Origin of the sequence: Acididesulfobacillus acetoxydans (assembly GCF_902729405.1) — a bacterium.
In the GTDB taxonomy this organism is placed as follows: domain Bacteria; phylum Bacillota; class Desulfitobacteriia; order Desulfitobacteriales; family Desulfitobacteriaceae; genus Acididesulfobacillus; species Acididesulfobacillus acetoxydans.
Window position 1 is genome coordinate 512,619 of sequence record NZ_LR746496.1, and the last position, 15,209, is coordinate 527,827.

Below are 15,209 nucleotides of genomic sequence, written 5' to 3' on the forward strand. Positions count from 1 at the left end.
GAACAGCAAAGGAGCATGGTTATGGATGAAATAAAGAATGTCTCTTTGGAGATGAAAGACTACATCGCTTCCTCCGGAGCGGAGACCCTCAGTTGGTGTATGCAGTGCGGTCTTTGCACCAACCTTTGTCCTTGGCGCTTGGTTCCCGGTGAGGTCAGTGAGAATTTTAACATTCGTAAGATGCAACGCCTGGGGCAGCTCGGTTTAGAGGGTTTTGAAGAGGAAAATATTCTCTTTGCCTGTGTTACCTGCGGGATGTGTCAAATTAATTGTCCGCGAAACGTCGAAATTATTGACAACGTCCGCTCTATGCGGAATACTACAGTTGGAGCCGGTTTTTTGCCGGCACATTTGCGACCCATTGCCGGCAGCTTGCATGCCAACGGCAATCCCTGGTCCGGGGAGCGGGAAAAGCGGGCGGCTTGGCAAAACGGCCTGGATATTCCCGCTTTTACGGAGGACACGGAATATCTCCTGTTCGTCTGCTGTACCTCCTGTTATGACACACGCAGCCAAAAGATTGCCAAAAGTATTGTCAGACTCCTGAAGGCAGCCGGTGTGAACTTCGGTGTCTTAACGGCGGAAGAAAATTGCTGCGGTGAGTCCATACGCAAGCTTGGGGACGAGGAACTCTTCCAGAAACTGGCACAAGGGAATATCGATTTATTTAAGAGAAATGGCGTCAAAAAGATCATTACGACCTCACCCCATTGTCTCTACGCGTTTAAGAAAGATTATCCTGAATTGGGCGGGGAATTCGAGGTTATGCATTATTCGGAGGTCTTGGCTCAACTTGTCAAGGAAGGCAAACTTGCCTTTCCTGAAGAGCTAGTCAGAAAAGTAACCTTTCATGACCCATGTTACTTGGGCAGGCACAATCAGGTTTTTGACCCCCCGCGTGAGCTTATTCAGGCAATACCCGGTGTGGAGTTCGTAGAACTTGATCGCAGCAGGAATAAAAGTCTGTGCTGTGCCGGAGGCGGGGGCAGGATTTGGGCCGAAGTGCCGATGGGTGAGCGTTTTGGGGAATTGCGCATCACCGGCGCTGTCGAAAAACAAGCTGACACCTTGGTGACAGCCTGCCCTTATTGTATAATTATGTTAGACGATGCCTGCGCGGGTTTGGAAAAGGGAGATGTCCTGCAAGTCATGGAAATGTCGGAACTGCTCTGCAAGGCTTTGGACCCGAAATAGCTCCGGGCCGTGTGAAGTTCCGCGCGTGGCCAAGGGACCGAATTTGCCATTTCCCGTCTGTGGGGGGTTGACAGCCGGTGATTCTCTGCCGCCGTCCCTCCCCCGGGCAGAAAAGGAAAATTAAGGAGGATAAAGCATGAACATCGTCGTGTGTGTCAAGCAAACATTCGACACCGAGGCTAAGATTGTGTTCGACAGTCAAGGCCGGATTGATCCTAATGGGGTCAATCTCATCGTCAATCCCTATGACGAATTTGCCCTTGAAGAAGGGATCCGTCTCAAAGAAAAGTTCGGCGGGACCGTCACCGCGGTCAGTATGGGCGGAGCCAGGGCTCAAGAAGCCCTGCGCACGGCCTTAGCCATGGGCGCGGATAAGGCACTCCTGGTCAGTGACCCGGCGCTTAACGATGCCGACGAGTGGGTATCCACCCAGGCCTTGGCTCAGGCCATCTCCAAGATCCCTCATGATATCATCCTGGCGGGCAGGGTCGCCATCGACGACGGTTCCAGCCAAGTCTGTGTGCGCTTGGCGGAAGAACTTCACCTGCCTTCGGTCAGCACGGTTCTCAAGTTTTCGGTTGAAGGAAACAAAGTGACGGCGGTACGCGAAATTGACGGGGGCACGGAGACCCTTGAGGTTGAATTGCCGGTCGTACTGACCGCCCAGAAGGGCATCAACGGCAACGAACCCCGTTATCCTTCTGTGGCCGGCATTATGAAGGCCAAAAAGAAAGAGCTCAAGACCATGACTTTGGCGGACCTCGGTCTTTCCGCATTGGAGCCGAAGATGAAGATCTCGAAATATGACTTACCCGCACCCCGTCAGGCCGGTAAGAAAATCCCCGGTGAACCCGCCGCGGCCGCTCAGGAACTGGTCAGACTGCTGCATGAAGAAGCTAAAGTACTGTAAGAGAAAGGAGAGGATAGACAATGCCGAAAGGGATTTGGATATTTGTCGAGCAAAGAGACGGCCAGATTAGAAAAAGTTCTTTCGAATTACTGAGTGAGGGCCGTAAACTGGCCGACCAGATCGGGGAGCCGCTGGTGGGCGTTATCCTGGGACAGGGTGTTGAAACTCTGGTGAAGGCGGTTGCGGCCCAAGGTGCCGACAAAGTCATTCTTGTGGAAAATGAACAATTAAAGAATTACTCGACCGGAGCCTATACCTCGGCTCTGAACCAAGTCATCCGCAAAGGGGAGCCGCAAGCCTTTCTTATGGGCAATTCTGCCACGGGCAGGGATTTGGCGCCGCGCTTGGCGCAGAGGCTGGGAGTGGGACTCGCTTCGGACTGCACAGGCATCGAACATGACCCGGAGAAATTCCTCGTGTTCAAACGCCCGATCTACGCCGGAAAAGCTTTCGCTTATACCGGGTCAACCGCCCGGCCCGTCCTCGCCACCATTCGCCCCAACACTTTTGCCATAGCGGCTGCGGACGAGTCACGCCAGGCGGAAGTGGAAAAGGAGACTGTCTCCGTGGATCCGGCCGATCTGAGGGCTATTATCAAAGAGGTGGCCCTCGCGACCTCAAAACGGCCCGAACTTGTCGAGGCGGACATCATCGTCTCCGGGGGCAGAGGAATGAAAGGGCCCGAGAACTTTACCATCCTGGAACAACTGGCGGACGTGATTGGCGCGGCGGTGGGCGCTTCGAGGGCTGCCGTGGACTCCGGCTGGCGCGAACAAAAATTCCAAGTCGGGCAAACGGGTAAAACAGTTTCTCCAACCCTTTATATAGCCTGCGGGATCTCTGGGGCTATTCAACACTTAGCGGGCATGGGCTCCTCAAAATTCATTGTCGCGATCAACAAAGACCCGGAAGCTAATATTTTTAATGTTGCCAGCTACGGTATTGTGGGAGACTTGTTTGAGGTTGTGCCCCTGCTCACGGAAGAGTTCAAGAAACTTGTCAGCGCCTAAGAAGTTTCCTGGGGATGCGGTCTCGGCTAATTCAGGCGGAAGGAGGGAAAGCATTGGCTACGCGGCAGCTTTACTGGAACATCGAAGGACATTACCTGATTTACCCGCTCTTCTTAATCGCTATGGTCTTTTTCGTCTACGGTTTTTACCGGCGTTACCGGCTCTGGAAATTGGGACAGCCTGAAAACCGTTGGCAGGACATCGGAGCGGGCATCAAGGACGTCCTCGTCTACGGCTTCGGGCACAAACGGATTCTGAAGGAAAAATATCCCGGGTGGATGCATTTCTTCATTTTCTGGGGATTCGTCCTGCTTGCTTTCGCGACCGTGGTGGTTGCCTTGCAGGCGGACGCGGGATTAAACATTTTTCACGGCGCCCTTTATATTTTTATTAAGGTCACCGCAAATCTCTTCGGTCTTCTGGCCTTCCTCGGGATTCTCATGGCGGCCTGGCGGCGTTACGTCACACGCCCGGACCGGCTCGACAACAAGCCGGACGACGGGTTCATGCTGGGGCTCATCTTCCTCATCCTGCTTACGGGTTTCTGTATTGAGGGGGTGCGGATGGCCGCGGTGCACGACCCTTGGGCAGCTTACGGATTTGTTGGCGACGGTATCGCCCATTTGCTCAGGGGAAATTTGAGCGAGGGAACCTTGCTGGGGCTGCACCGCTTTCTCTGGTGGTTTCATCTTCTCTTGGCTATGGTGTTTATCGGCTACTTTCCGTATTCGAAGCTTTTCCACGTTATCCTCGGCCCACTCAATCAGTTTTTCCGCAAGCGCGGCCCTATCGGAATTCCGGAGCTGATCGACTTTGAAGACGAAAGTCTGGAGACCTACGGGAAAAGCAAACTGCGGGAATTCTCCTGGAAGACCCTTTTTAACACAGATGCTTGTTTGCGCTGCGGGCGCTGCCAAGACAACTGTCCCGCTTATTTAAGCGGGAAGCATCTCAACCCGAAACGGGTTATTCAAGATATGCGCATCTATATGGAAGAGACTGGGAGTGCTCTTGAGGAGGCCAAGAAGAAACTTGCCGCTCCGGCTCAGGCCAGCGGCGAAAGCGCGGCCGCAGCCGAAGACGCGGCCGGAGAGGCCTTCACTGAAGAGGCTCTGGGTTTGCGGGCCCTCATTGGGGAAGTCATTCCGGAAGAAGACCTCTGGGCTTGTACCACCTGCCGCTCCTGTGAGGAACAGTGTCCGATTTTCGTCGAACATGTGGATAAGACCATCGACATGCGCCGGAACCTGGTACTCATGGAGAGCCGTTTTCCCTCCGAGGCTCAGCTGGCCTTTCGTAATATGGAAAACAACGGCAACCCCTGGGGCATCGGTTGGACCAGCAGAGCGGACTTTTTAACCGGTCTGGGTGTTCCGACTTATGAAGAGAACCCGGAGGCAGAAATTCTCTACTGGCCCGGTTGCTCGGGGGCTTTCGACTCACGCAACCAAAAGGTTTCGGCGGCTTTGGTCAAGCTGCTGCAGGCGGCGGGAGTAAATTTTGCCATTCTCGGTAATGCTGAGAAATGCTGCGGAGACTCCGCCCGTAAACTCGGGAATGAATACTTGTTCTACTCTTTGGCGACGGAGAATATTGAAGTGATGAAAGGTTATGGGGTCAAGAAAATTCTGACCCAATGTCCGCACTGCTTCAACATTTTGCGAAACGAGTATCCTCAGTTCGGCGGAGAATTCGAAGTGGTCCACCACACGGAATTTTTAGCGGATTTGGTGAAGTCGGGCAAACTCAAACTCAACCCGACCCCGGGGAAAACGGTTACCTATCACGACTCCTGTTATCTGGGACGATACAATAAGATCTACGCAGAGCCCCGTACTTTGCTCCGCGAAGTCGGGTTTGAGATTAAGGAAATGGCCCATCACCATGAAAAAAGCTTCTGCTGCGGCGCCGGCGGAGGACGGATGTGGCTGGAGGAAAAAGAAGGAGAACGCATCAACGTCATGCGTACCGATGAGGCCTTGGCGGTCGGGATTGATTTGGTCGGCACGGCTTGTCCTTTCTGTCTGACCATGATCGGGGACGGTATTAACGCGAGAGGAGCCGAGGAAAAAGTCAAGGCTCTGGATATTGCGGAAATTCTGGAACAAGCCAGGGCGTAAGACTGGGCGGGCGGCGCGAGCGCCGAAGTGAGGGACTGATTGAATCGGGGCCGGCGCAAGTTATCTTGTTCTTTGCTTACCCCATGGAGCAGGTATTAAGGGTTCGGGTCCGCAGTGCCCCCCGGGTTGCGGCGGACCCTGCGCCCTCCTCCCGAACATTTTTGACTGAAGGGAGAGATGCCGAAGGAGAAGGAAACGAATGAGGGAGACGGAAAGGAGATGGTGCAGCAGAAAACCCCCTTCGGGCCGCCGGTCTGTCCTTGGCAGCTAGGGGCTCAGTGTGGCTTAATCTATTATATTTATTACATTGAGAAAGCGCAGGTGTCCAAGCGATGCATTTAAGTTCGTATCCGTTCTGGGGTGTAGGGGCGGGCATACTCGCCTTGATTTTCGCCGTCTATTTTGCCAGCTCGGTCCTGAAGAAGAATCCGGGCAATGCCAAAATGCAGGAGATTTCGAAAGCTATTCAAGAGGGGGCCATGGCGTTTCTAAATCGTGAGTACCGTACTCTGGTTCCCATCGTGGTTGTCATTTTCTTTATTCTCTGGTGGGGTAAGCAGTGGCCGACTGCGGTCTCGTTCCTGTGCGGTTCACTTCTGTCCGCGGTGGCGGGATATATAGGCATGAGCATCACCACCCGGGCCAATACCCGCACAACGGAAGCGGCGCGGACGAGTTTGAATAAGGCTCTGGGCGTGTCTTTCCGCGGGGGTGCGGTCATGGGCTTGTCCGTAGCCGGTCTCGGATTATTGGGTGTTTCGATTCTCTATCTGATCTTCAAAAGCCCTGAAATTATTAATTCCTTTGCCTTTGGCGCCAGCGCAGTTGCTCTCTTTGCCCGTGTCGGCGGGGGTATTTATACAAAAGCCGCGGATGTGGGCGCCGACCTGGTGGGTAAAGTCGAAGCCGGAATTCCGGAAGATGATCCGCGCAACCCGGCGACGATTGCGGATAACGTCGGAGATAATGTCGGGGATACCGCCGGAATGGGCGCGGACTTGTTTGAATCCTATGCTGCTTCGACGATTGCCGCTATGCTGGTCGGTTTTACGACGTATCGGACTATCAGTCAGGGTCTGCCCGGCGTGATGCTGCCTTTGCTCCTTGGAGCGGCCGGACTGGTGGCGACCATCATTGCCGCGTTCTTCGTCAGGACCGGGGAAAACGCCAATCCTCAAGGGGCTCTCAACAGGGGATTGTGGGGTACCAATATTCTAACGGCGATTGCGGCCTACGGACTCGTCCAATGGCTTTTGCCGGCCTCTATAAGAGTACAAGGAGTTACAGTAACCCCGAACGGCGTATTTGTCGCTATTCTCGCCGGTTTGGTCGTCAACGTCCTGATCGGACTCCTGACCGAATACTACACTTCGAACCAGAAGAAGCCGGCCCAGAGCATTGCTAAGGCGTCGGAGACAGGCGCGGCGACCAACATTATTGCCGGTCTGGCTATTGGACTGAAGAGTACGGCCCTGCCAGTGCTGGTCATCTGTGCGGCCATTTACGTTTCTTTCGCATCGGCCGGCATTTTTGGAATCGCGATGGCTGCTATGGCGATGTTGTCGACGGCGGGTATGGTCGTCGCGATCGATTCCTTCGGACCTGTTGCCGACAATGCGGGTGGCATTGCGGAGATGGCAGAACTCGAGCCCAATGTGCGTAAAACGACCGACAAGCTCGATTCGGTAGGAAATACCACGGCCGCTGTCGCCAAGGGATTCGCTATCGGCTCAGCCGCTTTGACGGCTTTGGCACTGTTCAACGCTTTTGCGGATTTGGCTCACTTGCGGACGATCAACATTTTGGTGCCGAAGACCATCATCGGCGTGTTTATAGGAGCCGCAGTTCCGTTCTTGTTCTCGTCATTCGCTATGCAGGCTGTCGGCAAAGCTGCCTTCGAGATGATTGGAGAAGTGAGACGGCAGTTTAAGGAGATCCCGGGCATTATGGAAGGAACCGGCAAACCGGATTATCGGGCCTGTGTTGACATCTCGACGAAGGCTGCCCTGCGCGAAATGATCGTGCCCGGACTGCTGGCGGTCGTCACGCCGATTCTGGTGGGATTCCTGCTCGGGAAAGACGCCATGGGCGGATATTTGGCGGGAGGTACGGTTTCAGGGCTCTTGCTGGCTATTTTCATGGCTAACGCGGGCGGCGCCTGGGATAACGCCAAGAAGTACATTGAAGCCGGGAATCTGGGCGGGAAAGGAACTCCCACCCATGCCGCCGCGGTTATCGGTGATACCGTGGGTGATCCGTTCAAAGATACTTCCGGTCCTTCGCTGAATGCTTTGATCAAGGTTATGGGGACTATCTCACTGATTATCGCGCCGTTCTTGCACTAAGACGCGGAAATGAGGGCAGAGTGGGGAATATTGCGGCGCACGGATCCGCGGGACCGGAAAAACACGCTCCTGCGGGCCCGCGCCGGCCCTTCCCCACCACCTCCTCACCATTGGATAAATTCATTATAGGAATATTGACTTAATATATCCTCAGTGATAGTCTTTGCTGGGGAAGGGGTTATGATTTGGATAGATTTGTGCAAATGGTAACTTCTGTCGGTAAAGAGACAGTCCCGGAATGTTGCCACACATGTGAAAGAAATCATAATCCTTTGCGTCGGAATTTCAGCCGGATATTTTCCGTCTCATCTTCGGAGAGGCTGAGTGTGCTGCATAACCCCTAAAATCGCAATGGCTAGAGCAAGTGTCCGTGAATTTAAGGGCTGAAACTGCGGAGAGATTGAGAGAAGACGGACAAAAAATCGTGCCATGGCGGGGGTTTAATATGTTTCCCTGGTTAAGCGCCGATGCAGCATTGCGAATGGGTCATGCGAATTTTTCAGAGAAGGGGGGGTGAGAAAGAGGAGACCCAACGGTAAGAATAAGGAGGCTTGGATGATGTCGAAACTCGTATCCCCGCATGGCGGAAAGCTGACACCGGTTTTGCTCCCCGAATCGGAACGGGCCGATTATATGGCCAAAGCAAAAACGTTGCCGGCGATTCGCATGACTTCCAGAGAAACTTCTGATCTTCTGATGATTGGAATGGGGGCTTTCAGCCCGCTGACAGGATTCATGGGTAAACAAGATTACGAAAGTGTAGTTGGTACAAAGCACTTGAGCAACGGACTCGCTTGGCCGATTCCGATTACACTCTCGGTCTCGAAAGAGCAGGCTGCCGGCCTGAAAGACGGGACGGAAGCGGCTTTGGTGGATGATGAAACCGACACTTATGTCGGGATAATGACGGTCAGTGAAAAATACGATTATGACAAAGGCAAGGAATGCCGCGAGGTCTTCTTCACGGACGACATGAAGCACCCCGGGGTGCAGAAAGTCCAGGCTCAGGGGGACGTGAACGTCGGCGGCCCGGTGGTGACCTTCAGCCAGCTGGACTATGACGTAAAATACGGCGCTTACTATGCGACTCCCGCACAAACGAGGGCCCTGTTTGATGAGAAGGGCTGGGCGACCGTTGCGGCATTTCAAACGCGGAACCCCTTGCACCGCTCGCACGAGTTCTTGTGCAAAATCGGGAATGAGGTTTGTGACGGACTGCTTATCCACCCGATCGTCGGCAAACTGAAAGAAGGTGACATCCCAGCCGAAGTGCGCCTGGAATGCTACGAGGTCTTGTTGAAGAATTACTTCAACGCCCGGACTTCTGTCATGAGGGTCTATCCGATGGAAATGCGTTATGCCGGGCCGAGCGAAGCCATCCTGCACTCCATTTTCCGGCAGAACTTCGGTTGCAGCCACCTGCTCGTGGGCCGCGACCACGCGGGAGTCGGGTCGTATTACACCTCCTATCAGGCGCAAGAGCTCTTCGACCAATTCAAGCCGGGAGAACTGCTTTGTCAGCCTATTAAAGTGACTTCGGCTTTCTACTGCAGTAAATGCCAGGGTATGACGACGGAGAAGACCTGTCCTCACGGCCCGGAAGATCACTTGAACATCAGCGGCACCAAGCTGCGGGCTATGTTGGGCAGCGGAGAACTTCCTCCAAGCGAATTCAGCCGGGCTGAGGTTTTGCAAATACTGGTCCGCTACTATAAGAGTCTGCAGTAGGGTGAATGAGAGATCGCTAACGGGCTCGCAATTGTGAAAGAACCCTCAAGTTCTTTATTAAAAATATAAATGATGGAGGTTAAAGCTATGCCAAGTTTTGTTTATGCGGACAAGTGTGACGGATGCAAAGGGCAGGACAAGACTGCTTGCATGTATGTTTGCCCGAATGACTTGATGACCCTGGACAAGGAAAGAATGAAAGCCTACAATCGGGACCCCTGGGCTTGCTGGGAATGCCTCTGCTGCGTGAAAGCCTGCCCGCAACAAGCTATGGATATGCGCGGCTACGCCGATTTCGTGCCGATGGGCGCGTCCTGCACTCCTCTTCGGGGTTCTGACAGTATTATGTGGACGTTGAAATTCCGTAACGGTACGCTTAAACGCTTCAAATTCCCGATTCGTACGACCGAGGAAGGGACAGCGGTTCCTGACGGCGGTTACGCACAGGGCGGCGACATCAACGGTGTCGAGCTCTTTACAGAGCCGGATTCTCTGGGTTCGCCCGTGTGGAGTAAAAAAGGAGTCTGAGAGAACAGGAAGGCCGATTACGCCGATTACTCGGAAATGGGAACGAAATGAATAGGGAGGTTAATTTTCATGCCGATGAATTTTGAAACCGTCGAAGTGACCACAGATCTTCTTATCGTGGGTGGAGGAATGGCGGCCTGCGGTGCTGCGGTTGAAGCATCCTACTGGGCCAAAAAGCACGGAATTAAAGTAACCCTGGTCGATAAAGCCGCCATGACACGTTCCGGCGCCGTCGGGATGGGCCTATCGGCTATCAATGAATATATCGGGCTGACCGAAGGGGACAACACGGTCGAAGACTACGTTAAATATGTGAAATACGACCTGATGGGGGTCGCCAGGGACGACTTGGTCGCCAGTATCGCCCGCCACGTCGACAGCTCGGTGCACTTGTTCGAAAAGTGGGGACTTCCCATTTGGCGCGGAGAAGACGGCAAGTATGTGCACGAAGGCCGTTGGCAGCTGATGATCAACGGCGAATCCTATAAAGTCATTGTCGCTGAAGCGGCTAAGAACGCTTTGGGCGCCGAGAATGTTTACGAGAGGATCTTCATCACCGAGCCTTTGCTGGACAATGGCCGGGTGGCCGGAGCCGTCGGCTTCAGCGTCCGCGAGAACAAATACTATGTGTTCAAAGCCAAAGCTGTGCTGGCTGCCATGGGCGGCACGGTCGGCGTGTTCAAACCGCGTTCCACCGGTGAAGGAATGGGCCGTTCCTGGTATCCTCCTTTCTCGACAGGTTCATCCACTTATTTCACGATCAAGGCGGGCGCGGAAATGACCTCCCAGGAAGTTCGCTTCGTGCCGATCCGCTTTAAGGATGCTTACGGACCTGTCGGCGCCTGGTTCCTGCTCTTTAAGTCCAGGGCTACCAACGCTTTCGGCGAAAACTATATGGAAACACACAACGATGTGCTGGAGAAATACGGCAAGTACGGCCTGGCCAAACCCACCCCGGCCAACCTGCGTAACTACCAGACGATGTTGGACCTCAACGCCGGCAAAGGACCTGTCTATATGAGGACAGAAGAGGCGATTGCCAACTTGGCCAAACAGTACGAAGGCGATGAGAAAGCTTTCAAAAAGAAAATGAAGACTCTGGAAGCGGAAGCTTGGGAAGACTTCCTCGATATGACGATTTCACAAGCCTTACTCTGGGCGGCTACCAACGTGCAGCCTGAAGAGAAGCCCTCGGAAATCGGGCCGACTGAACCTTACTTTATCGGTTCGCATTCCGGCGCGTCCGGCGCTTGGGTCTCCGGACCAGAAGATCTGTCAGCCGGTACGGACTACTTCTGGGGTTACGCCAACATGACGACTGTTCCCGGGTTGTTTGCCGCCGGTGACGCTTCGGGAGCTTCGCCGCACAAATTCTCTTCAGGGTCTCTGACTGAAGGCCGGATTGCCGGTAAGTCGGCCGTTAAGTTCATCCTGGAACACAATACCCAGCCCAATGTCGACGACAAGCTTGTGGCCGGCCTGAAGGAAGAAATCTATAAGCCGTTTGCCCTTTTCGAAGAGAACAAAGGCCTGACGACCGACGAAAACGTCAATCCGAACTATATCTTCCCGAAGATGTTTATGTTCCGGCTGCAAAAAATCATGGACGAATATGTCGGCGGCGTGAGCGCCAGCTTCTCGTTCAACCAAACTTCGCTCGACAAAGCGATGGAACTCATCGGCTACCTGAAAGAGGATTCCTCCAAGCTGGTAGCTAGGGACCTCAACGAACTGATGCGGGTTTGGGAGAACAAGCACAGAATTTGGCAGGCCGAATCGCACGTCCGGGCGGTTGCCTTCCGCGAGGAGACCCGTTGGCCGGGCTACTACTTCCGTACGGACTTCCCGGAAATGGACGAGGAAAATTGGCACTGCTTTGTGAACATGAAGTGGGATCGCGAGACCGGCGAATGGTCAGTCTTCAAACGTCCGATCATCGATATGTTCGGCGTCGAGTAAGTTAATCCCGAGAGGAGCGCGGGCCTGGCTGAGGCCGGGGCCCGCGCCCTGGCAAACGATCGCGGGACCGGGAGAATATGAGTGAACTGGTTCAGATTAAGCTGAACATCACGACAGTGTCCTGTGGACAGTATCGCCGAAGCGCAAGCTTTCAAAGAATAGCTGCGCGGTGAGGATGACTTCAGAAAGGCGCGGCGAACGCGCGACGTGCCGGGGACAATAAGACCGAAGGACTGAAAATGGAAGAGTGTACGGGACGGACCGGAAAGTTATGGCTGAAACTCGGATGCAGGATCGACAGCACCGGTTAAGATCGTTGATGAAGCGGCCCGGATAAGGGCAGAAGAGAAAGACGGACGAAGTCCGAATCGGAAAATGGGCACAGCCCGAAGAGTGAGTGGAGAGTGTACAAGCGGAACCGGGCGTGAAGTCAATGAGCGTGGTCTTTGGGTGAAGGTGTGAGGTATCCCTAAACCCGGCGCCAGGTCACTCCCTGCCGTCTGCGAACCCAACTGTTGGCATTGGGCGGACCGCCGCCCACACGACAAGTTATGGAGTTCTTCATGAAATGGGGGGAGCTCAAGATGGAAAAAAAGAAACTTGATTATAAATTGTTGCTGGAGATTTTTCTGGTATTTTTTAAGATTTCGCCGATAACCTTTGGCGGCGGATTTGCCATGATCCCTATTATGGAAGACGTGATGGTACATAAGAAGAAGTGGATCGGCAAAGAGGAACTGGTAGACGTCTTTGCCGTCTCACAGTCGGTGCCCGGGGCCATAGCGGTCAACTCCGCGATCTTTGTCGGCTATCAGATCGCTGGGATTCCTGGGGCGCTGATCGCACTGTTGGGGATCGTGACACCGACTTTCGTCATCATTATCGCCTTAGGGGTTCTTTTTGCTTCCTTCCAGCATAATGTCCATGTCCAAGCGGCCCTGCGCGGTATCCGCCCTGTGGTCGTAGCCTTGATCGCTTCCGCCGCCTGGAAGATGAGCAAGGTATCGCTAGTTGACAAGACGTGTGTTGCTTTGTGTGCTGTTTGCGTTATCGCTCTCTTGTTGTTCAAAAGTCTCAACTTAATCTTGGTAATCATCTCGGGGGCCCTGGTGGGCATAGTTCTGGTGCAGGTGCAAAAGCTGCAGAAGCAGGCCTCAGCGCAAAAGAAAGTACGCGGTGAGAAATTATGAACGCTTTTCTGGACTTATTCATCACCTTTTTTAAGTTGGGACTCGTCAGTTTTGGCGGCGGTTACGCCATGATACCGCTTATTCAGACAGAGGTCCAAAATCACCATTGGCTGAGTATGAGCATATTTACGGACATGATAGCGATCTCGGCTATGGCGCCGGGACCGATAGCTACCAATACCGCGACCATCGTCGGCGATAAGTGTTTAGGTTTGCCGGGTGCGGTGGTGGCCTGCCTGGCGGTCACGCTGCCTTCGCTTTTGCTTATATTGGTTATCGGTAAATTGTTTGTAAAGTTCCAAAATCATCCATTAGTGAAGGCGGCTTTTTACGGCCTCCGGCCAACAATTGTGGGGATTATTGTTTTCGCGGCGGTGAAGTTTGCCCTCAGCGACGGTATTATCGGCGGGGGCCATCTGATTGATGTGAAAAGCGCGCTACTGCTGCTTGCTGCCATGGTTATCTTGATCAAAACTAGGTTGCACCCTGCCTACCTGATTCTGGCGGCCGGTATCGTGGGCATGGTTATGTTTGGGTAGGCTGATGACGGCGCGGACCCGGGAGTGGCGGGTCAAGGGGCCGGAGGCGGGGGCACGGCGCTCCGGAAAAAATCTTTCAATCATCGTTCACGGCTGAAACGAGCACCTTTCCAGAGACATGGGGGCTGTGTTATAATCATTCTGAAAATAGCCGCGAAAGAGGTATTTCGGATGAATGATTCCAAGTTTAAGGTGCTGCTCTACTCTGACGGATCTCACCAGGCTTTTTCCGCAGCCGTCTATACCGCCACCCTTTTGAAGAATACGCCCAACATGTACCTGACTGTCGTACAACTGCAGGAATGTGAGCAAGGCGGAGCCGGTACAGAGTACAGCTGGAAAGAATTAAGGCCCAAGTACAAAAGATACTATTGGGGCTGTATCAAAGGCTCGGACTATCGTTGGATTGACACCTGGCCCGCGCGGCCGACGGAAGAGTGGATGAAACGGGTCCTCAGTGAGAGTGACGCCGAGACGCGCCGGCAATATGACGAGATATTACAGAAAACGAATGACATCTTCGCCCTGCGGGCGACGAATGTGAGCCACCAGGAATTGTGCACCAGCACCAGCGTTGCCGACGCACCGGATATTTCGGAGACGGTAGACATGATCCTTGAATACGCGACGAAGAATGCCTTTGAACTTATTATTATGGGTACGCGCGGGCTCTCATCCTTTCACGGGTTGATTCACGGGAGTCTGGCACATACTATGCTCAACAGGTCAGGGATTCCTGTACTATTGATCAAAAAGCTGCCGCAAGAGTTCATAGACAATTACTTGACGGAGGGCGGAGCTCGCAAAACGGGCGGGGTCTAAAAGTATTTCCTCGCCTTGCCGGCCCCGCGGCAAGGCGCCTTGGTGATTGACTTCCCGGGTAGCGCATGCTAGAATTCAGGACATACGGGGGCAGTATTCGTTTGATCCCGGGGTGTCCGAAGGAGGGAGCGACAGCAGTATTGGACCTGGGGGGAGCAGGTAAAATGTGAAAGAACCCGCTTTCTTTTGGAGGTTCCCGGGCCGTTCGTACGTAGGTCAAAGGTGATTGCAAGCGGGCGAGTTTCACGCGGCCGGTCTCGTGGAGTCGGCCGCAGGGTGGCGATTATACGCGGACGCAGGGAGTCTCGCCCGAGACGAGAAAGATTTGGAGGGTTAACGATGAGTCAATTTGACGAGATCATGGAGAAATGCACGGACTTGGGACAAGCGATTGCGCGTACCGCAATCTATAAAGACTTCAAAAAGACAGAGTATGAGCTTTTGCATAATCCGCAAGCGCGGAAACTTGTGGAGGATTTGCAGAAATTGCGTCAAGAAGCTTATAGGCGTCAGCTTGCCGGCGCTCCCGACAGCCCGGAGGAGCAAGAGAAAATGAAACAAATGGAGGCGGACTGTTTGAAAGATCCCCAGGTCCAACAGTCGAACAACGCCAATTTGCGCTTTCAGGAGCTGATGGAGAAGATATCCGGAAAAATTAAAGAAGGAATAAAAACAGTGGATCAGGCATAGGCGGCCATAAGAGAACTTCATTGCGGCGATATTGACCGGCTGCCTTACGGGTGCTACGCTTAAGCCACGAACAGTGGGTGCGTGAACTTCGGGGCAGCCGGCGGTTTTATCAGAAGATAGAGATCTATAGGGGATGCCAGAGAGTAATTGTGAAAGAACTCCCAAGCGCTTAGA

The 15,209-nt window shown here is 53.6% G+C and carries 12 protein-coding genes; all 12 read left to right on the plus strand.

What is annotated here, in order from left to right:
* The first annotated feature begins 21 nt into the window (after positions 1-21).
* The 12 genes from MNU25_RS02195 to MNU25_RS02250 all read left to right on the plus strand — a co-directional run bounded on the left by MNU25_RS02195 (position 22) and on the right by MNU25_RS02250 (position 15,035).
* Positions 22-1,194 carry a (Fe-S)-binding protein gene (locus MNU25_RS02195; protein WP_240983588.1) on the plus strand — a complete coding sequence of 391 codons (1,173 nt, stop codon included), beginning with the start codon at positions 22-24 and terminating at the stop codon, positions 1,192-1,194.
* A gap of 136 nt (positions 1,195-1,330) precedes the next feature.
* On the plus strand, positions 1,331-2,104 hold the full coding sequence (locus MNU25_RS02200) for an electron transfer flavoprotein subunit beta/FixA family protein (RefSeq protein ID WP_240983589.1): 774 nt from the start codon (positions 1,331-1,333) through the stop codon (positions 2,102-2,104).
* 20 nt (positions 2,105-2,124) lie between these two features.
* The gene (locus tag MNU25_RS02205) at positions 2,125-3,114 is read left to right on the plus strand and encodes an electron transfer flavoprotein subunit alpha/FixB family protein (RefSeq protein WP_240983590.1); all 990 of its coding nucleotides are present in this window, start codon (positions 2,125-2,127) and stop codon (positions 3,112-3,114) included.
* A gap of 53 nt (positions 3,115-3,167) precedes the next feature.
* Positions 3,168-5,234, plus strand: coding sequence for a heterodisulfide reductase-related iron-sulfur binding cluster (locus MNU25_RS02210; RefSeq protein WP_240983591.1), 2,067 nt, complete (start codon positions 3,168-3,170; stop codon positions 5,232-5,234).
* A gap of 332 nt (positions 5,235-5,566) precedes the next feature.
* Positions 5,567-7,579, plus strand: coding sequence for a sodium-translocating pyrophosphatase (locus tag MNU25_RS02215; RefSeq protein ID WP_240983592.1), 2,013 nt, complete (start codon positions 5,567-5,569; stop codon positions 7,577-7,579).
* A gap of 558 nt (positions 7,580-8,137) precedes the next feature.
* Positions 8,138-9,307, plus strand: a complete 1,170-nt coding sequence (gene sat, locus MNU25_RS02220) for a sulfate adenylyltransferase (protein WP_240983593.1) — start codon at positions 8,138-8,140, stop codon at positions 9,305-9,307.
* A gap of 87 nt (positions 9,308-9,394) precedes the next feature.
* Positions 9,395-9,835 (plus strand): adenylyl-sulfate reductase subunit beta, encoded by a 441-nt coding sequence (aprB, locus tag MNU25_RS02225; RefSeq protein ID WP_240983594.1) that lies wholly within the window; start codon positions 9,395-9,397, stop codon positions 9,833-9,835.
* 69 nt (positions 9,836-9,904) lie between these two features.
* Positions 9,905-11,794, plus strand: coding sequence for an adenylyl-sulfate reductase subunit alpha (gene aprA / locus MNU25_RS02230; RefSeq protein ID WP_240983595.1), 1,890 nt, complete (start codon positions 9,905-9,907; stop codon positions 11,792-11,794).
* 584 nt (positions 11,795-12,378) lie between these two features.
* Entirely contained in the window at positions 12,379-12,984 is a 606-nt protein-coding gene (locus MNU25_RS02235) for a chromate transporter (protein ID WP_240983596.1), read from the plus strand.
* Positions 12,981-13,523 carry a chromate transporter gene (locus tag MNU25_RS02240; protein WP_240983597.1) on the plus strand — a complete coding sequence of 181 codons (543 nt, stop codon included), beginning with the start codon at positions 12,981-12,983 and terminating at the stop codon, positions 13,521-13,523. The genes MNU25_RS02235 and MNU25_RS02240 overlap by 4 nt, the downstream gene beginning before the upstream one ends.
* 171 nt (positions 13,524-13,694) lie before the next feature.
* A complete protein-coding gene (locus MNU25_RS02245; RefSeq protein ID WP_240983598.1) occupies positions 13,695-14,345 on the plus strand; it encodes a universal stress protein in 651 nt (216 codons plus the stop codon).
* 339 nt (positions 14,346-14,684) lie between these two features.
* Entirely contained in the window at positions 14,685-15,035 is a 351-nt protein-coding gene (locus MNU25_RS02250; RefSeq protein ID WP_240983599.1) for a YlbF/YmcA family competence regulator, read from the plus strand.
* Positions 15,036-15,209 lie beyond the last annotated feature (174 nt).